We start from the raw sequence: 19,197 nt of genomic DNA on the forward strand, positions 1-19,197 counted from the left end.
GCGGCAGATGGCAAAGAATCCATACGAGCAGAGCATCTTCGACATACAACCTGCCGCCAAGCCGCAGGGACCCGTCGAGTGCCTCGGGATGACATTTGATAATGACCAGAAGCGACGGGACTACTTTCTGGATAAGTTGCGCGAGAAGCTGAAGAACCCAGAGTTCCGCAAGATCGAGGGATTCCCCATCGGCTCGGACGAGGACATTCTGGCGCTCTCCGATCCGCCGTACTACACCGCCTGCCCGAATCCGTTTATCGCGGACTTCATCAGGCACTATGGCACACCTTATGACCCGTCTAAGCCATACAGCCGGGAACCATTCGCCGCAGATACAAGTGCAGGTAAGTTCGACCCGGTCTACCGGTCTCATTCATATCACACCAAGGTTCCCTATATCGCCATCCAAGAGTATCTCAAGCACTATGCCGAAGGGGCCACCTGCGTTCTCGACGGTTTCTCTGGCTCGGGAATGACGGGAATTGCGGCAAGGAAACTGCACACATCAAAACACTCACTCAATGTGGTATTAACGGATCTCAGTCCAGAAGCCACTTTCATCTCGTCACGCATGATGAGCCCGACAGACTCAGCAGTTGCCCAAAAAGAACATCAGCGCATTAAGAATGTTTTGAAAGAGAAGACGTCCCGTTTCTACGATGTACCTGATGGTCGTACAAATGGCCAAGTGAATTACACCGTATGGTCGGATGTGTTTCTTTGTCCCGAGTGCTCGGCAGAGTTAGTGTTCTGGGATATTGCCGTAGAGCCCGATACTGGAGAAATGCGAGACACGCAGACTTGTTCACAATGTGGCGCGAACATTAGCAAGCGGTCCCTGACACCAAGTTTCGAGACGTATTTCGATGAATTCCTCAGACAGAGTGTACGTCGGGTAAAAGAAGTCCCCGTGCTTATTAATTACACTGTTGGTTCTGGACGAAAGGTTAGGACCCCGCAGGCTGATGACCTCGAAGTTCTGCATAGGTCGGCAATGATGCCAATGCCCTTTCCGGTACCTACTGACAGAATGCCCGAGGGAGATGAAGCCAGGCGAAACGATCCGACCGGGCTAACTCATGTTCATCATTTTTACACTCGCCGAATGCTCATCGGCTTGTCACTCATATGGCACGAAGTGAGAGAGTCGTGCGCGTTTTATGATATGGCCTTTATGCTATCACGAATGCTTCCGAGGGCTTCAAGGCTCCATAAGTGGAAGAAAGGCCAAACTACAGGGATAACAACAGGAACACTCTATGTGCCTTCGTTGCGATATGAATACAACGTCAACAAGATGTGGGAAGAGAGCATTTCATACGCCCAGCCCATCATTGGGGAGAAGAGCACCGTACCTTTTGTGATAAGCACCCAATCAGCAACTGGCCTTGACTGCATCCCGAGCGACTCGATTGATTATATATTCACTGATCCACCTTTTGGGGGCAACCTCAACTACTCCGATCTGAATTTTATTTGGGAGTCTTGGCTTCGGGTGTGGACGAACAACGCAACGGAAGCCGTGGTATCGCGCGTCCAAGGGAAGGGCTTATACGAATACTCCAGCTTGATGTCTAAATGCCTAACTCATTATTGTCGAGTGTTAAAGCCCGGTCGGTGGCTCACAATGGTGTTCCATAACTCACAAAATGCCGTGTGGGCAGCAATCCAAGAGGCGTTATTTAGCTCTGGCTTCATTATTGCGGATGTAAGAACGCTTGATAAGAAGCAGAAGAGTTTCAAGCAAATACAAGGAGCTGGAGCAGTTAAGCAAGACCTCATCATCTCAGCCTACAAACCTAACGGTGGTCTCGAAGATCGCTTTAGACTTGAAGCTGGAAAAGAAGATGGCGTTTGGGACTTTGTGCGCATCCACCTAAAGCAACTTCCAATTTTCGTGTCGAAGGATGGCCAAGCCGAGGTTATCGCCGAGCGTCAGAATTATCTGCTTTTCGACCGAATGGTGGCCTTCCACGTCCAGCGCGGCGTAACCGTGCCCTTGTCCGCTACGGAGTTTTACGCCGGTCTGGTCCAGCGGTTCTCCGAGCGTGACGGCATGTACTTCCTTGCCGATCAGGTGGCCGAATACGATAAGAAGCGGATGACCGTACGCGAGGTTTTGCAGCTCCAGCTTTTCGTTACCGATGAGTCATCGGCCATCCAGTGGCTCAAACAACAGATCATCAAGAAGCCTCAGACGTTTCAGGAACTCCACCCGCAGTTTCTCAAGGAGATCGGCGGCTGGCAGAAGTACGAGAAGCCGCTGGAGCTTTCCGAGCTGCTCGAACAGAACTTCCTCCGCTACGACGGCAAGGGCGAAGTGCCGAACCAGATCCACAGCTACCTCTCCACGAATTTCAAAGAGCTTCGGAACCTGCCCAAGGACGACGAGACCCTGCGCACCAAGGCCAAGGACCGCTGGTACGTGCCGGACCCGAACAAAGCCGGCGACCTGGAGAAGCTGCGCGAGCGGTCGCTGCTCAAGGAGTTCGATGACTACCGGACATCCAGCCAGAAGCGTCTGAAGGTGTTCCGCCTTGAGGCCGTCCGCGCCGGATTCAAGAAGGCATGGCAGGAGCGCGACTACGCCACGATCATCACCGTGGCCCGCAAGGTTCCCGAAAACATCCTCCAGGAAGACCCCAAGCTCCTCATGTGGTACGACCAGGCGCTCACCCGCTCGGGGGAGGACGCATGATGACGATCCAAGGAGAAATTGCCCATGCATGCGCATGACCGGTTTCTGCCGGAATGGTTCAACCGCATTCGGTCGCGGCAAATCACGTTGCCCCGGTTCCAGAGGTTCATGGCCTGGGGACATGGAGAGGTCTCCGGACTCTTGACGACGGTTCTGCGCGGTCTGCCTTCAGGCGCGACGCTGATCCTGGAGGTCGGCGATGAGGAGAAGTTCAAGAGCCGCACCATGGTCGACGCGCCGGAGTCGGGCGAAAAGGTGACCGAGCAACTCCTGGACGGCCAGCAGCGGCTGACGGCCCTGTGGCGCAGTCTTCACGATAAGTACGCGGACCGGAGCTACCTGATCGGCTTCGAGGATGACCCCGGTGATGGGTCCACGAAGCTACCCTATGTCTACGGCCAGGCCCGCTGGAGCAAGAACGGCAGTCGCTATCCGATGTGGGTGGACGATCCAAAGGAGTGCTGGAACCGAGGGTTTATCCCGATCACTCTGCTGCGACCGGATGACATCCTCCCGGAGATTCGTCATTGGATCGCGACCTCTGTTGGAAACGATCACGATAAAAAAGACAAGCTGTTCGATGAGATCATCGCACTGCGCGACAAGGTGAAGGCATTCAATCTGCCGTACCTGGCGCTGCCGGCCAAGACGCCCAAGGAAGTGGCTCTGGACGTCTTCATCAAAATGAACACCAGTTCGGTTCACCTGTCCACCTACGACATCGTGGTGGCGCTGGTGGAAGAAGAAACCGGGAAATCGCTCCACGAACATGTGGATGCTCTGAACATGGCCGTTCCGCGGGCGGCGGAATACGCTGACCTGCCGAGTCTGGTATTGGACGTGGTGGCTCTGCGCCAGGACCGCATCCCAAGCCAGGCGGGATACCGGGGGATCGACTACACCCGGATGCTCAACGAGTGGGATTCGGTCGTCAAAAGCATCAAGGGTATGGTGAGCTTCCTCGAAGACGAGAGCATCTTCGACGCCCAGCGGCTGCCGAGCTACACGGCCATCCCCATCCTCGCCGCGATGTGGGAGCACCTGCCGACGCAGCCGGACAAGTTGGGCAATGCCCGGCTCCTCCTGCGAAAATATCTCTGGCGGGCTTTCCTGACCTCGCGCTACGAGCAGTCATCTACATCCAACGCCCTGCAGGATTACCGCGGATTACGAAAAGTGCTCTGCGACGGTACAGCCGAGGACGTTGTGCCGATTTTGAACCAGGAATCGTATCCGCTTCCCTCAAAGGAAATGGTGTTGCAGGCCGACTGGCCGAAACGCAAGTCCATCCTTGGCCGTGGGTTGTTGTCGCTGCAGCTCAAGTGCGGTGCCGAGGACCTGGCCGACGGGGCGCGGGCGACGGTCGCCACCATCACATCCAAGGAGCATCCCCGAGAGTATCACCACCTCTTTCCGGCCGCGACGCTCGATGATGCGGGAATCCCCGATGAGCAGATCTTCCGTGCGCTCAACTGCGCTCTGGTGACTTGGCGCACAAACCGCACCATCTCGGACAAGGACCCCATTACCTATCTGAAGGAACGGGCGGACAACTGCGCCCTTGGGGAAGAGGAAATGAAGCGGCGACTGAGAACGCACCTCATTCCCTACGCCCGGTTGGCAGTCGGTTATGACGGCATCCCCGACGATGAACGGCGCGGTCGGGTAAAGAACGACTATGACGCTTTTCTGTCCGCCAGGGCCGAGGTTCTGGCAAAGGCGGCTCATCGCGTGTGCGAGGGCAAAGCTCTGGAGCTAAGCGAGCTGTTGAATGATGCGGATTGATGCAAATAGCTGGTACTTCAGCCCGGACCACGGGCAGCTCTGTCAGGTCATCGAAGCCCAGACGCTCTGGGGCGAGACGACCTGCCGCGTCTGGCTGCCCGGCCGCGACTCCGTGGTCCGCATCCCGGCTTCCAGGCTCAAGCCTCTGGAGAGCGCGGGCACCGGCTCGCCGGACGATATCGCCTACATCGCCGCTGCCGCGCGGGTGGCAGATGCCCTGACCCAGGACGTCCTGCTCGCGCCCATCGAGTCCTCCGTCATCCCGCTTCCGCACCAGATTCGCGCTCTATCCCGCGCCATCGCCAATGACCGGGTGCGCTATCTCCTGGCGGACGAGGTCGGCCTGGGCAAGACCATCGAGGCCGGGCTCATTCTGCGGGAGCTCAAGCTTCGCGGGCTGGTCAAGCGGACGCTGGTCATCGCCCCGAAGGGATTGGTGAGCCAGTGGGTCAGCGAGATGCGCTTTCACTTCGGGGAGACCTTCCAGCTCGTGCTTCCCGAGGACATCAAGACATTGAAACGGATCGTCCCGGTGACGGGCCCGGGAAACGGCGAGAAGGGCAATCACGACCCGGAGGTTCTGCCCGCCAACGCCTGGCAGATGTTCTCCCAGGTGGTCGTGCCGATGGATTCGGTCAAGCCCCTGGACAAGCGCCGTGGATGGAGCGCGGCTCAGGTGAGCGAGCACAATCGCGAACGGTTCGAGGACCTGATCTCCGCCGGCTGGGACCTGGTCATCGTGGACGAAGCGCACCGACTCGGCGGCAGCACAGACCAGGTGGCCCGCTTCAAACTGGGTCAGGGACTCTCCGAGGCCGCGCCATATTTCCTGATGCTTTCGGCCACCCCGCACCAGGGTAAAACCGACGCCTTTCATCGGCTGGTTTCCCTGATCGACGCCCAGGAGTTCCCGGACGTCAGCAGCGTCACCCGCGAGCGGGTCCAGCCGCATGTCATCCGCACCGAGAAGCGCCGCGCCATTGATGCCGATGGGAAGCCTCTTTTCAAGCCGCGTCGCACGCAGCTTGGCCCGGTCTCATGGGAAGAGCGGCACCGCAATCAGCAGCACCTCTACGAGGCGGTCACCGAATACGTGCGGGAAGGCTACAACCAGGCCATGCGGGAGAAGCGGAGCTACATCGGCTTTCTGATGATCCTGATGCAGCGCCTGGTGGTCTCCAGCACGAGCGCCATCCGCACTACGCTTGAAAGGCGTCTCGATGCGCTCGCCGCACCCCAGGAGCAACTGACACTGTTCCCGCTCACCTCCGAGGAGGAATGGGCGGACCTGGACGGCCAGGAGCAGATCGATGTGCTGCTCCGCACCCGCCTCAAGGCACTCAAGAACGAGCGCGCCGAGGTCAAGCTCCTCTTGGAGGCCGCGGCCCGATGCGAGCAGATCGGACCGGATGCAAAGGCCGAGGCGCTACTCGAGTGGCTCTACCGCCTCCAGTCCGAGGAGAGCGACCCGGAGCTCAAGGCGCTGGTGTTCACCGAGTTCGTTCCAACCCAGGAGATGTTGCGTCGGTTCCTGACTGAGCGCGGGTTTTCGGTCGTCTGCCTGAACGGCTCCATGGACATGGAAGAGCGTAAGCGGGTCCAGGAGGCATTCGCCAAGGATGTTCGTATTCTCATCTCCACCGACGCTGGCGGGGAGGGCTTGAACCTCCAGTTTTGCCACGTGGTGATCAACTACGACATACCCTGGAACCCGATGCGTCTCGAACAGCGGATCGGCCGGGTGGACCGTATCGGCCAGGCCCATGCGGTGCGCGCGGTCAACTTCGTCTTCGAGGGCTCGGTTGAGCACCGGGTCCGTGAGGTCCTGGAGCAGAAGCTCGCCGTCATATTCGAGGAGTTCGGCATTGACAAGACCGGCGACGTCCTCGACTCGGCCCAGGCGGGTCACATGTTCGACGAGATGTATGTCGAGGCGATCCTCAATCCCGAAAAGGTGGAGGACTCCGTCGAGAGCGTGGTTGCCCGCTTGCAGGAGCAGGCTCGCGAGGCGCGCACGACCGCATCGGTACTTGGCGCGACCGAGGACCTGGAACCTGGCGAAGCCCAGCGGCTCTTGACTCACCCCTTGCCCCATTGGGTCGAGCGCATGACCGTGAGCTACCTGAAGGCGCATGGCGGCCAGGCCGAGAGGAGAAGCCAGAGTTGGAACCTCACATGGCCCGACGGCGAGATCTATGAGAATGTGGTCTTCACCGGCAAGGAAGCCGAGAGGCTTCCGGCCTCCCGGCATCTTACCCTTGAAGAGCCGAAGGTCCGCGGACTGGCCATGCGGCTCCCACGTTTTGCGCCGGGCCAGCCGGTCCCCATCGTGTCGATCCCAGGTCTCTCCGAGGAAGTTCAGGGTGTCTGGTCCTTGTGGCGGATCGCGATTGCCACCATGGAGTGGAACCGTCGAAGGATCATGCCTCTCTTCTTGGCCGACAACGGCATGGTCTATATGCCGACGGCCAGACACGTGTGGGACCAACTCCTCGCGGCAAGCACACACGTCCGGTCAGTGATGGAGACCTCGGTCTCGCAAGCTGCCTTTGAGAAGCTGCAAAGCGCCGCGGAAGAACACGGGAAGCCCATCTACGAAGCGCTCGTGCAAGAGCACCGGGGGCGCATCGCACGCGAGCGCGAGAAGGCTGACTACGCCTTTGCCGCGCGCCGCAAGACCGTCGAGCGGATTGGCCTGCCCCAGGTCCGCAACTATCGCCTGAACCTCCTCTCGCAGGAAGAGCGGAGCTTCCAGGAACAGCTCGATCAGAAAGCCCATGCCTATCCCGAAATGGTGCCGCTGCTTGTGATTCGGGTGGAGGGCGGTGGCCATGAGTAGCTGGCGCGATCAAATCCTGAAGGAATTCACCCCGAAGGTCGCTCGACTCACCCTGGTGGCCGACCCGGACGGACTTCTCCTTGAAGAAGGGATTCTCGAAGGCGTCCGCGAACGTGGATTCGAGCTGATCCCGTTTGAAGACCACATCGCGTTCCGTTACGCCTACGAGTCGAAGTTTCGCTCACGCTGGGACCGCGGCGAGCACACGGACCTTGTCGTCGTATTGCGCTCGCAAGCAAGCGACCTCAGTGGGTTGCCCTATGATCTCCTCCAGGCCGGTCGCAGACTCTCCTTCAACCTCGGCGACATCTTCCCGAACCTCAGTTACCCGGTTGTGACCGCCCTGGATCGTGGGGACCTCGATGCCTTGTATGAGGCGCAGAAGAGACATGCACCCGGCCAGTTGGGCGACAACGCCACCAAGGAGTTCGTCCTCCGGCACGTCTTTGAAATCGCGCCCGAGCTGGTCAAACAGCCATCGGACCTCCTGCGAGTGCTGTTGCGCCGTCACTACCGCGGCCAGAGAATCCCGGCTGACCTTGACAATCGGTTCATCCAGCTTCTGCGCCAGAGCAACGCCTTCGACGACTGGCCGCTTGAGACGCTTGTTTCAGACCGGGAGGCGTTCTTCGCGTTCCTCCAGGAGCGCTGGCCGATCTTCCTTGACCTTGAAGCAGCCAAAGGGACGTCCGGCGTTCGTGAGGATGAGAAGCCCTACGGTCTGTCCATTGATGGACCTGTCGAACTGCCCTTCGATCACCATGACATCCGGGTCTACATCGACAACCTGTTCGTGGAGGGGGTGCTGCACTCGGTCCCACACGAGCATGCGGACACCTTGTCCAGAACTTGGGTAGGCATCGGCGTTCGAACCGCTCCCATCGAAGACAGGTCCCGTCGCCTGGGCAAGCTCATCGACAGCCTGGAGGCATCCATTCCGGCCGAGGACGCGAAGCACACGGACTGGTTCCACTTTGCCCGCGGATGGGCGGAGACGATCCTGCTGGCGAACGATCAGGCCGAAGCGATTTCTGAACCGACGGGCGAACGCATCAAGAACTTGCAGGCACAGGTGGATGCCGGTTTCGCAGCCTGGCTTTTCAAGCGGTATGCCGGGCTTGTCAACCTGCCACCGGTGCCTCCAGTCATGTTGCATCACCTCCCGCGGTTTCTTGCCCGCCAAATGGGAGAAGACCGCACCGCCAAGATCGCACTGATCGTGGTGGATGGCCTTGCATTGGACCAATGGCTGGTAGTCCGCGAAGCACTTGCCTCAAAACAGCCCGGGCTGCGATTCCGGGAGCAGGCGGTCTTTGCCTGGATTCCTTCGCTTACCTCCGTCTCGCGCCAGGCAACATTCGCAGGCAAGGCTCCCATCTTTTTTCCGAACAGCATCCAGACCACGGACAAGGAACCCGCTCTTTGGGCGCAATTCTGGGCGGATCAGGGCCTTATGCCAAACGAGGTCGTCTACCTCAAGGGGCTCGGTGACGGCGGTCTGGAACCCGTTTCCGAAGCGCTTTCTCATCCCAAGGCAAGAGTCGCCGGGCTGGTCGTGGACAAGGTCGACAAGATCATGCACGGGATGGAAATGGGCACCGCCGGGATGCACAACCAGGTGTGCCAGTGGGCCAAGCAGCCGTACCTGAACACACTCCTCGATCTGCTCTTGGATCGGGGCTTCCGTGTCTATCTGACTTCTGATCATGGCAACCTCGAGGCGGAAGGTTGCGGTCGTCCATTCGAAGGGGCTGTGGCGGACCTGCGCGGCGAACGAGTCCGCATCTATCCAGACGCGGCCCTTCGCGGAAAAGTGAAAGAACGCTTTCCAGCCGCGTTGGAATGGGGAACCGTTGGTCTCCCGGAGGACTACCTCGCCCTGCTGGCCCCTGCTCGGCAGGCGTTTGTCCAGGAAAAGCAGCGCACCGTGAGCCACGGCGGCGTTTCAGTCGAGGAACTCATCGTCCCTCTGATCCAAATTGACAGGAGGGGCGAATGACCAGACGGACCGACCAGATCGGATTCAGTCAGCGGGTGCGTCTGGAATGGCTTGAGCAGACGGCCAACCTGGTCTTGGCAGGGAATGACAAGGCTGCGGTCAACGAAGCCTTGCAGGATTTGCTGAAGGACAAGGTGTCCGTAGGCGGACAGGCCGAGCGTGGCAATCGTGAGAAGATCATCACGATTCTCCTGAAGACGTGGCTGACGGTTCCGAGCGAACTCGAGTCGTTGCGCATCGAAGGACTGGAACTACTCAAACGTGTTCCTCGACGCGATCATCTGGCCATCCACTGGGGGATGGTCATGGCCGTCTACCCGTTCTGGTCGGGTGTAGCCACCCAGACCGGCCGTCTTCTGAGGCTTCAGGGTTCCGCTGCCGCAGCTCATGTCCAGCGCCGGGTTCGCGAGCAATACGGCGAGCGGGAAACTGTTTCCCGAGCGGCCCGCCGCGTGCTGCGTTCGTACCTGGACTGGGGCGTGCTTCAGGAGACCGGCGCAAAGGGCATTTACTCCGCCGGGACAACGCTGGCTGTTGAGGAATCCCGACTGATCGCATGGCTGGCCGAAGCGTCCCTCCATGCCCGCGCCAACGGCTCGGCTCCGCTGAAAGATCTGATCGACAGCCCGAGCCTCTTCCCGTTCCGAATCAAGCCGGTCCACGCCGAAAATCTCGTGGCCGCGTCATCCAGACTCGATCTTCTCCGCCACGGGTTGGACGACGATCTCGTCATGCTGCGTGAAGATCATCGCAAGAAACCAAAAAGAAGCAAGCTTGGGGACTCAGGGAGTAGCTAATGACGAACGAGGAAATAGCCAGATTTTTCAATAACGCGCGGCCCTTCATCCAGGGCAACCCGAACCTGCGCGATCCCCAGGTCGAGGGATGGTTTCGCACGCGCCAACATTTCCGGAACAGTTCCGAGCACGCCATCCTCCAAATTCCGGTGGGCTGCGGCAAAACCGGCCTCATGGCGCTACTGCCGTTTGAGACCGCCCAGGGTCGGGTACTGGTGATCGCCCCAAACCTTGAGATTCGACGGGGCATTTCCACCGCCTTCGATGTCGCCGGGCGGGAATGCTTCTTGACCTCCACGCGTGTTTTGACCGACGTGAGTCATGGCCCCTTCCCGGCCGTCCTGGACGGCCAGGATGCGAACATCCACGACTGCGAGAGCTCGCATATCGTGGTTACCAACATCCAGCAACTGGCCAGCCGGGCTGACCGCTGGCTTCCGGCCTTCGCGGATGATTTCTTCGACCTGATCCTGGTGGACGAGGGGCATCACAACGTCGCCAGAAGTTGGGAAAGAGTTTTCGAGCGGTTCCCCAACGCCAAGGTCGTGAGCCTTACCGCCACCCCCTTCAGAGGCGACGGACGCGAGATCTCTGGCGAGCGGGTTTATGCCTATCCGTTCCGGACCGCCATGGTGCGAGGCTACATCAAACAAATCACGGCCGTAAATGTCGCGCCAGAGGAGATCTCCTTCACCTATCGAGGAGATGCCCGACGGCACACCCTTGAGGAGGTCCTTCAACTCCGGGACGAGGAATGGTTCAGCCGTGGCGTGGCCCTCGCGCCGGAGTGCAACCGCTCCATCGTTGACGCCAGCATTCAGTGGCTTCAGCACCTTCGAGAGACTGGCACATTCCACCAACTAATCGCGGTCGCCTGTTCGGTGGACCATGCCCGCCAGGTTCGTTCCCTTTACGCTGAACGTGGTCTGCAGGCGCGTGAAATCCACAGCAACATGCCGGCGGAGGAAATTGAGGACGTGCTCCAGGACCTCCGGCGCGACCGGATCGATTGCATCGTCCAAGTCCGGATGCTCGGCGAGGGATTTGACCACCCGAACCTGAGCGTGGCCGCCATCTTCCAGCCCTTCCGGTCGCTGTCGCCCTATGTCCAGTTTATCGGAAGGGTCATGCGGGTGATCCACCAGAACAATCCCCAGCACCCGGACAACCGGGGCGTGGCAGTCTCCCACGTGGGGCTCAACATCGACCGCCATTGGGATGATTTCCGCCGGATCGACCAGGAGGACCAGGAACTCATCCAAGGCTGGCTTGAAGCGGGCGACGAGCGACCTCCGGCCGATGAGTCGGGCCGCCGGCGACGCCTGACGCCGGACATGGTGGTGCAGAACGAGATCATCAGCCACTTCATCGAGCAGGAATACCTCGACCCGATGGATGACGCTGTGATCGACGACCTCGTCCAGGAGTTTCGGAGACGCGGCCTTGACCCTGAGGCCCTCGGGCTTTCCCGCGAAAATCTTCGCCAGCGCCTCATCCAGGCTCGGACTCGCGAGAGCATGGAGCCACGGGAGATACCGGTCACGCCCCAGCGTCGTCGCCAGGAAGCCCGCCGAAGGCTCAACGAGCGCTCCCGGGCACTGGCCAGCCGTATTCTGAACGCCCTCGGCGCGTCCATCAACGGCCGCAACATCGTCCTGGCATACCCTGAGCTGCGAAGCGCCAATAACTACGCGGCTGTCATCATGATCGTGAACGGAGCCGTCAACGAGCGGCTCGAGGCGGACGGCGGAACCCGCGGTGAAATTCCGTTGGAACGGCTGGAGGAGGTTCTGGACCAGATTGATCAGATCGGGGACAACGTCCAAGCCCAAATCCAGGAGCGCCTTTCAAGGAGATGACCGATGCCCAAGCTGAAACGCCTTCTCGTGTCCGCCTGTTTTGAGACCGCCCAGCGGCGGAGGCACTGCTCGCGGAACCAGGAGCACGTTATCTGCCAGGGTGACAAGTGTCTGGTCATCAAAGAGAACATGTCGAAGAACAACTACTGCATGGAGTGCGCAGCGTTGATACTTCAGAAAGCTAAGGAAGAGCTCGATGGATTGGAGCACGAACTGGATAGAAAGGACGACGTTCCCCACATAGATATTGAATCGGAGCAGGAACTGTGACTGGAACCGAAACTTATCCTTCATGTGTGGCGGAGTGATGTGATGCCGAAATCGTTGCCCAAACCCTTAAGAAAACAGCGAGAGGTCCTTTACCTGCCCGTGGCGGGCCACTCTGCGGTTCTGGGCACTGCAGGGAGTGGGAAGACGACGCTGGCCCTTTATCGTGCCGCCTATCTTTCCACTGCTGATATGCCTCACTCTGGCCGAACCCTTCTCCTCACCTTCAACCAAGCGCTTGTCACGTACCTCAACCATCTCAAGCCGTTAGCGTTGCGCAATGTCATGATAGAGACTTATCACAAATTTGCCAGAGGGTACCTCAATTCCAGGGGCAAAATGAGCTTCAACTCGATTTGCGATCCCGATTTAAGGCGCACCCTTATCGAGAGAGCCGTTGGCAATGTGACTCAACATTATGAGAAATCCAAATTCTTCGACAGGCCGCTCGCCTTCTTCTTGGACGAAATCGGTTGGATTCTTAGCCATGGTATAGAGACCGAGGAGCAATACATTGCTGTCGAGCGGGTTGGTCGTGTCGGAACCACCCTTGCACGCAAGCTCCGAAGCGTGATGTTCGAGATACTGAAAGAATACCTCGCCCTGAGAACGCAACAGGGAAAACTATACGACTGGGATGACATCGCTTACCACGTCCGGCAAGAGTATCTTCAGGATGATCGAGCCCGGCGTTATCGTCACATAATCATCGACGAAGGGCAGGACTTTTCTCCGGAGATGATCCGCTCCCTGGCATCCGCCATACCGGATGATGGCTCGCTTACATTTTTCGGGGATGTTGCGCAACAGATATACGGACAACGCACATCATGGCGGTTCGCAGGGCTGACCGTTCCTCAGACCTGGGAATTCAAGGAGAACTACAGGAACACAAAACAGATTGCACGCCTTGGGTTGGCGATTTCCAAGATGCCCTATTTCGAGGGCATTGCGGACATGGTGGAACCGACCTCCCCGCGGGCAGACGGGCCACTCCCCACGATTGCCGAGTGTGATACCCGGGCGAAGCAGATCGAAGTCGCTCTTCGTGTTGCGAAAGAATCGGGCAAAACGAAGAGTGTCGCGCTTCTCTTCAAGGATCGAGAACAGGAGCGTCTCATCAGCTCCGGTTTGCCCAACTATGCCACGAAGCTTCACAGGGACATGAACTCATGGAACGATGGTCCAGGAATCTACTATGGAACTTATCATTCGGCAAAAGGGCTTGAATTCGATCTTGTCATCCTACCGTTCCTTGAAAAAGAAAATCTACCCGATCCAGAGCATATCGCATCACATGGCGAAGAGGACGCACTGACCCACGACGGTCGACTTCTCTACGTAGCCGTGACCCGTGCAAGAACGGATCTTCTCTTGCTATACACGGGCGAGCCGACGCCGTTGCTTCCGGCAAAGCCCTCTCTTTATGGGAGGGTTTCGCCATGACAAGGATACAGAGGGAGTGCCGACAACGAGGTATCACCAGGCTGTGCCATTTCACTCAGTCACGCAATCTCGCACATATTCTCGGCGACTGTGGCGGCATCCTTTCGAGGAGCCGTCTCGAAACCGAAAACCTGCCTCACAATCCAACCGATCCAGACCGCTGGGACGGATGCGAGGACTTGATCTGTTGCTCTCTCGAGTTTCCCAATGTCTACTATTTTGCAAAGGTTCGAGAGCAGGACCACTTGTTCAAGGATTGGGTTGTCTTGTTAATAAAGCCGGACTTCCTGTGGCAGCCAGAAACCAAATTCTGCCCCTGCAATGCTGCAAAGGAGAGAGGAGCTTACATTGGGGAGGGATATGACGTTTTCATTTCACTGTTCGCCAACACTGTACCAGGCATTACTTTTACCCGGCCTCCACGACACCTGCCATGTGCGGCGACGAACGTTCAAGCCGAGGTCTTGGTTCCCGATCCAATCCCCCTCGACGACATTACTGCCATTGCGGTGGTAGATGAAGAGCAGGCAAAGCGTGAGATTTGTCGCGCCACCCTTCAGGGGCTTTCAATCGATAAGGACATTCTCGTAGTTCCCGATTTCTATCGCACAACAGGATTGGCCAGGACCATTCAAAGCGGAAATCGTGTAAACGAGATCATCTTTGACAATGGAGGTCGTCATGGCCAATAGATCGCCAAAACTCATGTTAAACAAAGCTGTTGGGGCTATGCTCGGAGCAGCTTGCGGTGATGCCTTGGGGTGGCCGAACGAACGCGTAGGTCGATCCTATAAGGACGAGAGTAAGCCCCAAGGTCCGCTTCTCGAATTCTCGAAATGGACACGAAGATCGGGTGGACGCTATTACCCACACGACGAGATCATCGATGCCGGGAGCTATAGTGACGATACCCAGTTGATTCTCTGCCTTTCCAGATCATTGCAATGCGGTCCTCGGTGGTGGAACCGACTCTCTCGGGTCGAACTTCCATTTTGGGCATTGTATGAGAGAGGCGGAGGCGGCGCGACAAAGAGAGCTGTGGATGCGTGGACGGATGGAGTCCCGCCCTGGTCGGGCAAGAAGACATCAAACGATGCAAAGAGATACTTCGAAGCCGGTGGAAACGGCGTTGCGATGCGCATCCTTCCACACGTCCTTTTCAACGCCGATATCTCAGAGTTCGCCCCTCTTGCCCAGAATATCATGCTTGACGGGATCGCGACGCACGGTCACCCACGTGCTTTGGTAGGGGCATTGGCCTATGGCTATGCGCTTTGGAAGTCCATAAGACGCACAGACCAACTCGGATTCGGAGAAATAGTCGAAGACCTTCTCGGGAACGTCTCCGAATGGGAGACAATCCCGGAGACTTCTGCTGTTACCGACGACTGGATCAGAGCAGCAAGCAATCATATTCCTGGCTACCAGAATGTTTGGAGATCTGTGGTCAAGGAGATGATCGATCTCTTGGAAACATGCAAGAAAGAGCTTTCCAAAGGCGCTTTGACGAGCGATGAAGAAACCTTGCGCGCCCTCCAGTGTTTCGACCAGAAGACCAGCGGTGCCGGTACTGTCGCGGCTGGTGCGGCCGTTTTTCTGGCATCCCGATACGCACCGGACCCCATACATGGGTTGATGACGGCTGCCCATGCGGTCGGCGCAGATACTGACACTATCGCCTCAATGACCGGAGGATTGCTCGGAGCTTTCAGTGGCATGGAATGGCTGGCGTCACTGCAGAATCATGTGCAGGACTCGAAGTATTTGGTCAAGATTGCCACCGATCTCGTCTCCAAGGGTGAATCTACTGGACTGCCCGATATTCCAAGTGTCAGCCGATCAAACCTCAATAGATGGGTTGATGAGCTGTTGGAGATGAAATCCGGCGTGACCTGCGAATTGCCGGACGGAAGAAGGGGCAACATTGTTTCAAGAAGCGAACGCGTCGGTAAGAGCGAGAAATTTAAAGTCATATTTTATAGAATCGCCTGTGAAGATGGTCAGAATCTATATCTTTCCAGAATAAAGAAAGGCACCTTCCCAGCAGCCGATGTGGCAAAGGGGCCTGCGGCGTCCACGCCAACTTCAAGAGCGTTCAATTTTGGCCCCAAGCTACCTGTTCATTCACTCGATGAGGCGGTGCGTTTCTATCAAGGCATCCTTGGGCTCAACATAAAGAAAGGGATGCAAGAGGTAATTGTGTTCGAACAAGGACTGGTCCTCGTGCCTGGGGATTATCCGAAAACTCAATACGGCGGGAAGGATATTCACTCCCTCATATATTTTGAACTGACTGATATTGAAAAACGGTACGAACTCGCGAAGAGCAAGGGTGCCAAAATCATATCTCCCCTGTCCCTCTGGGGGAACTCCAAGAGGTTGTATTTCAGATGTTCCGACCCCGACGGGAATATTGTCGAGGTGTTTTCCACTGAAGCAAACTAACAGGAAGGGAGGCTGATACATGACGAAACGCAAAACCTATCACGTGACCCCAGGAACCGACGGGGGCTGGAAGGTCAAAGAAGAGAAGGCATCAAGGGCTTCGAGCAGTCACGATACGAAAGCGGAAGCTGTGGATCGTGCCAAGGAACTGGCGAAGAACCAGGACCTCGGACAAGTCGTAATCCACAAACAGGACGGGACGATCCAGACCGAGCACACATATGGCAAGGACCCGTATCCGCCGAAGGGATAGACGATAACTTGCGACAACCTCGTGACACAATCAACGAAAAGCGTGATGCAAGGATGGTGGATCGCGCCCAAGGCTGTCTTCTCGGCCAGCTTGCCGGAGACTCTCTTGGCAGTCTGGTCGAGTTTCGGGCTCCGGATGACATCCGGCGGGAATACCCGAAAGGCGTCCGTGAACTTGCCGACGGAGGCACTTGGAACACGATTGCCGGCCAACCGACCGACGATTCTGAGATGGCGCTGTTGCTGGCCCGCATGCTGGCGGACCAGGGAAGGTACGATCCCAAGGAAGCCAGAAAAGCGTACATTTCTTGGCTGGACTCCGGGCCTTTCGATTGCGGCATGACAGTCTCCGGCGGCTTGCGAGGCCGTCCCAATCCTGAGAGCCAGGCCAACGGCGCGATGATGCGGATCAGCCCTTTGGGCATCTTCGGAGCCAACCATGACCCGGAGTTGGTGGCCGAGTGGGCACGGCAGGACGCAGCGATAACCCATCCCCATCCGGTTTGCCAGCAAGCCAACGCATTGTTCACGATGGCCATTGCCCATGCCGTCCGCCACGGGAGTGATGCTCGAAACCTGTATCAGCAGATCATGACGTGGACGGAAGAAATGAAGGTGGATCGGGACCTCCTGAATGCGGTCAGCGGAGCCGCCGAGGCACCTCCCACCGATTATGTCCACCAGCAGGGGTGGGTCCTGACGGCATTCCGCAACGCCCTGTGGCAGCTCTTGCATGCTCCGAATTTGGAGGAGGCCGTGGTGAACACAGTCATGCGCGGCGGAGATACCGACACCAACGCCGCCATCTGTGGCGCACTGCTGGGCGCTGTGTACGGCCGGAACGCCGTCCCCGGCCAATGGGTCGAATCCCTGCTCAAATGCCGCCCTGCAGCGGGACAGCCGAATGTGCGCCATCCCCGGCCCGAGTGCTTTTGGCCCGTGGATGCATTGGAGCTGGCGGAGCGATTGCTCGTGTTCGATCAACAGGATACGGGTAATGGGGCATGATATGAGTGAGCCGACGCCACGTTTCTGGCAGATATTCTTCGAAGTTTTCGAGTCGCTCCCCAGGCAGGGGCCAGGCAAGCGCGACTGCGCGGCCAAGGCGCTCGCCCTGTGTGGCGACCTGCCGCCTTCGCCCGTGGTGTTGGACCTCGGCTGCGGCGTCGGCGGGCAGACACTTCATCTCGCCGAGCTCATATCTGGTTCCATCGTGGCTCTTGACAGCCATGCTCCGAGCATCGAGCGACTGCGTGCGACGGTCGCTATGCGAGGGCTCGCCGAGCGGATTCAGCCTATGGTGAGGGACATGGCCGAACCCGGGCTGCCGCCTGCGAGCTTCGACCTCGTCTGGTCCGAGGGGGCGCTCTACAACATCGGCATAGAAAAAGCCCTGCGCGTCTGCAGCCGGCTGCTGCGGCCCGGCGGTTACCTCGCCTTCACCGACGCGGTCTGGCGCAGGGACAACCCGCCCCCCGAGGTCAAAGCGAGCTTCGATGCCGACTATCCGGCCATGGGCCGGGTTCCGGATGTCCTGGCGGCAATCGAAAGAAGCAGCTTTTTGCTCATCGGCCACTTCACCCTGCCGGACGAGTCCTGGTGGGAAGATTTCTATACACCGATGGAAATTCGCATCGAGGAACTGCGCGGTAAATATAGAGCCGACGACGAAGCGCTGGCCGTGTTGGATCAACTCGCGCAGGAGCCCGAGATGCACCGGAGGCACTCAGGGTACTATGCCTATGAGTTCTTTGTGGCGCGTCTGATGGGGTGAATGAACCTTAGACAGATGGGGAAATATGATTCAGCGCCGCTTCCGGTCCGCCGGGAACGGCCCGCTCTTTGATAACTCGTGATATCATAAGGGCTTAGGGACCTGAAGCCTAATGGAGAATGGTTATGAAGAGGGTTGCACACGGGGAGCCATAATTCCGTCCGCTGATTTTCAGCGGTTCTTATAGAACGCAAGACCCCGTCGGGTGATCCCCACGGGGTTTTGTCGTTTCAGCCGCACTCACATCCGGCTGCTACCGTCTTGGCTTTCTGTGGGGGTGATCGCCGGACAGGGACCTTTAAAGTGCTAACAGCCTGAATCTGTGTCTAATTTTTCCATATACACATTGAAAAGCGATTGACGGTAACTTTCAAGAAGTGTAAACTGCACCAAAGGGCCTTTCAGTCATGCCCTTGTTTCTTTGGATTGGAATTGTGTTGTATCTTTCCCCGTCGGCCATGCTATCCGGTCTTAATCCGGCGTTTTTTGCCATCGGCAAGCTCGAACTCCAGATCGAGGTTGCCAAGGGCAACAGGCAGGCACACCACGTTATGGCCCTGAGAAAAGATCCCAATTTTCTGCCGGTGACGGTTCTCTGGGCCAACGTGGCCGTCAACGTGCTGCTGGCCCTGCTTTCGGGATCGACGCCTCGGGCCCGAGGCCATCTCGTACTTCAAGGAAAAGGATATCCGGCAGTTTATTAAACTGCACATGGCTGCCGCCGAAAGCGACATCGAAAGGGTCGAAGGACGGGGCGTCCTGAATTTTCTCGATCTCAATGATGTGCCCTTGGCGGGTGAAGGCGAACCCGTCAACCCTCTAAGCATCATCTCACTGCCGTTCGGAAATGGGAAATCTGTTTTCCCGACCACACAGGGTGGCTCATCCGATGTCTTTTTGACTCGGATTCACAAAATGCGGGACAAAATGGGTCATACTCGTCGATCCGAACAATGAGCCTAAGGGGGTGTTGAATCCCGACGGATTTATCCGGGAAGCGCTGTTCAATCGCGCGCAGTATAATCCGTATTGGCAC

Annotated in this window: 15 protein-coding genes; all 15 read left to right on the top strand. The window is 57.9% G+C overall.

All coding sequences use genetic code 11. The features are described 5' to 3' along the window. The first annotated feature begins 7 nt into the window (after positions 1-7). The 15 genes from ACJ77P_RS00880 to ACJ77P_RS00950 all read left to right on the top strand — a co-directional run bounded on the left by ACJ77P_RS00880 (position 8) and on the right by ACJ77P_RS00950 (position 19,118). The gene (locus ACJ77P_RS00880; protein ID WP_408998770.1) at positions 8-2,698 is read left to right on the top strand and encodes a DNA methylase; all 2,691 of its coding nucleotides are present in this window, start codon (positions 8-10) and stop codon (positions 2,696-2,698) included. Between the two features lie 24 nt (positions 2,699-2,722). Then, positions 2,723-4,483, top strand: coding sequence for a DUF262 domain-containing protein (locus ACJ77P_RS00885; protein WP_408998771.1), 1,761 nt, complete (start codon positions 2,723-2,725; stop codon positions 4,481-4,483). Beyond that, positions 4,473-7,322, top strand: coding sequence for a helicase-related protein (locus tag ACJ77P_RS00890; protein WP_408999385.1), 2,850 nt, complete (start codon positions 4,473-4,475; stop codon positions 7,320-7,322). Before ACJ77P_RS00885 ends, ACJ77P_RS00890 begins: the two co-directional genes overlap by 11 nt. Next, a complete protein-coding gene (gene pglZ / locus ACJ77P_RS00895; RefSeq protein WP_408998772.1) occupies positions 7,315-9,321 on the top strand; it encodes a BREX-3 system phosphatase PglZ in 2,007 nt (668 codons plus the stop codon). The genes ACJ77P_RS00890 and pglZ overlap by 8 nt, the downstream gene beginning before the upstream one ends. Next, on the top strand, positions 9,318-10,118 hold the full coding sequence (locus ACJ77P_RS00900; RefSeq protein WP_408998773.1) for a hypothetical protein: 801 nt from the start codon (positions 9,318-9,320) through the stop codon (positions 10,116-10,118). The genes pglZ and ACJ77P_RS00900 overlap by 4 nt, the downstream gene beginning before the upstream one ends. Continuing rightward, positions 10,118-11,977 carry a DEAD/DEAH box helicase gene (locus ACJ77P_RS00905; protein ID WP_408998774.1) on the top strand — a complete coding sequence of 620 codons (1,860 nt, stop codon included), beginning with the start codon at positions 10,118-10,120 and terminating at the stop codon, positions 11,975-11,977. Before ACJ77P_RS00900 ends, ACJ77P_RS00905 begins: the two co-directional genes overlap by 1 nt. Positions 11,978-11,980: 3 nt before the next feature. Then, entirely contained in the window at positions 11,981-12,247 is a 267-nt protein-coding gene (locus tag ACJ77P_RS00910; protein WP_408998775.1) for a hypothetical protein, read from the top strand. A gap of 42 nt (positions 12,248-12,289) precedes the next feature. After that, the gene (locus ACJ77P_RS00915) at positions 12,290-13,690 is read left to right on the top strand and encodes a UvrD-helicase domain-containing protein (protein WP_408998776.1); all 1,401 of its coding nucleotides are present in this window, start codon (positions 12,290-12,292) and stop codon (positions 13,688-13,690) included. Then, positions 13,687-14,382 (top strand): DarT ssDNA thymidine ADP-ribosyltransferase family protein, encoded by a 696-nt coding sequence (locus ACJ77P_RS00920; protein ID WP_408998777.1) that lies wholly within the window; start codon positions 13,687-13,689, stop codon positions 14,380-14,382. Before ACJ77P_RS00915 ends, ACJ77P_RS00920 begins: the two co-directional genes overlap by 4 nt. Continuing rightward, the gene (locus ACJ77P_RS00925) at positions 14,372-16,135 is read left to right on the top strand and encodes an ADP-ribosylglycohydrolase family protein (protein WP_408998778.1); all 1,764 of its coding nucleotides are present in this window, start codon (positions 14,372-14,374) and stop codon (positions 16,133-16,135) included. Before ACJ77P_RS00920 ends, ACJ77P_RS00925 begins: the two co-directional genes overlap by 11 nt. A 19-nt stretch (positions 16,136-16,154) precedes the next feature. Further along, entirely contained in the window at positions 16,155-16,388 is a 234-nt protein-coding gene (locus ACJ77P_RS00930) for a DUF2188 domain-containing protein (RefSeq protein ID WP_408998779.1), read from the top strand. Positions 16,389-16,441: 53 nt separating this feature from the next. Further along, complete coding sequence (locus ACJ77P_RS00935; protein WP_408999386.1) at positions 16,442-17,395, top strand: ADP-ribosylglycohydrolase family protein; 954 nt, start codon at positions 16,442-16,444, stop codon at positions 17,393-17,395. A gap of 1 nt (position 17,396) precedes the next feature. Continuing rightward, positions 17,397-18,161, top strand: coding sequence for an SAM-dependent methyltransferase (locus ACJ77P_RS00940; protein WP_408998780.1), 765 nt, complete (start codon positions 17,397-17,399; stop codon positions 18,159-18,161). A 407-nt stretch (positions 18,162-18,568) separates the two neighbouring features. Then, positions 18,569-18,865: a DUF21 domain-containing protein gene (locus ACJ77P_RS00945; RefSeq protein ID WP_367361424.1), complete on the top strand. Its 297-nt coding sequence runs from the start codon at positions 18,569-18,571 to the stop codon at positions 18,863-18,865. Between the two features lie 7 nt (positions 18,866-18,872). Next, a complete protein-coding gene (locus ACJ77P_RS00950) occupies positions 18,873-19,118 on the top strand; it encodes a hypothetical protein (RefSeq protein ID WP_408998781.1) in 246 nt (81 codons plus the stop codon). Positions 19,119-19,197 lie beyond the last annotated feature (79 nt).

The sequence above is a fragment of the Syntrophus buswellii genome (assembly GCF_046097065.1).
In the GTDB taxonomy this organism is placed as follows: domain Bacteria; phylum Desulfobacterota; class Syntrophia; order Syntrophales; family Syntrophaceae; genus Syntrophus; species Syntrophus buswellii.

What these genes read in the sequence shown, in the direction of transcription:
- pglZ (WP_408998772.1), top strand. Translation starts at nt 7,315, where the DNA reads ATGAGTAGCTGGCGCGATCAAATCCTGAAGGAATTCACCCCGAAGGTC.
- ACJ77P_RS00935 (WP_408999386.1), top strand. Translation starts at nt 16,442, where the DNA reads ATGGTGGATCGCGCCCAAGGCTGTCTTCTCGGCCAGCTTGCCGGAGAC.
- ACJ77P_RS00940 (WP_408998780.1), top strand. Translation starts at nt 17,397, where the DNA reads ATGAGTGAGCCGACGCCACGTTTCTGGCAGATATTCTTCGAAGTTTTC.
- ACJ77P_RS00920 (WP_408998777.1), top strand. Translation starts at nt 13,687, where the DNA reads ATGACAAGGATACAGAGGGAGTGCCGACAACGAGGTATCACCAGGCTG.
- ACJ77P_RS00950 (WP_408998781.1), top strand. Translation starts at nt 18,873, where the DNA reads ATGGCTGCCGCCGAAAGCGACATCGAAAGGGTCGAAGGACGGGGCGTC.
- ACJ77P_RS00890 (WP_408999385.1), top strand. Translation starts at nt 4,473, where the DNA reads ATGCGGATTGATGCAAATAGCTGGTACTTCAGCCCGGACCACGGGCAG.
- ACJ77P_RS00910 (WP_408998775.1), top strand. Translation starts at nt 11,981, where the DNA reads ATGCCCAAGCTGAAACGCCTTCTCGTGTCCGCCTGTTTTGAGACCGCC.
- ACJ77P_RS00880 (WP_408998770.1), top strand. Translation starts at nt 8, where the DNA reads ATGGCAAAGAATCCATACGAGCAGAGCATCTTCGACATACAACCTGCC.
- ACJ77P_RS00900 (WP_408998773.1), top strand. Translation starts at nt 9,318, where the DNA reads ATGACCAGACGGACCGACCAGATCGGATTCAGTCAGCGGGTGCGTCTG.
- ACJ77P_RS00945 (WP_367361424.1), top strand. Translation starts at nt 18,569, where the DNA reads ATGCCCTTGTTTCTTTGGATTGGAATTGTGTTGTATCTTTCCCCGTCG.
- ACJ77P_RS00930 (WP_408998779.1), top strand. Translation starts at nt 16,155, where the DNA reads ATGACGAAACGCAAAACCTATCACGTGACCCCAGGAACCGACGGGGGC.
- ACJ77P_RS00925 (WP_408998778.1), top strand. Translation starts at nt 14,372, where the DNA reads ATGGCCAATAGATCGCCAAAACTCATGTTAAACAAAGCTGTTGGGGCT.
- ACJ77P_RS00905 (WP_408998774.1), top strand. Translation starts at nt 10,118, where the DNA reads ATGACGAACGAGGAAATAGCCAGATTTTTCAATAACGCGCGGCCCTTC.
- ACJ77P_RS00885 (WP_408998771.1), top strand. Translation starts at nt 2,723, where the DNA reads ATGCATGCGCATGACCGGTTTCTGCCGGAATGGTTCAACCGCATTCGG.
- ACJ77P_RS00915 (WP_408998776.1), top strand. Translation starts at nt 12,290, where the DNA reads ATGCCGAAATCGTTGCCCAAACCCTTAAGAAAACAGCGAGAGGTCCTT.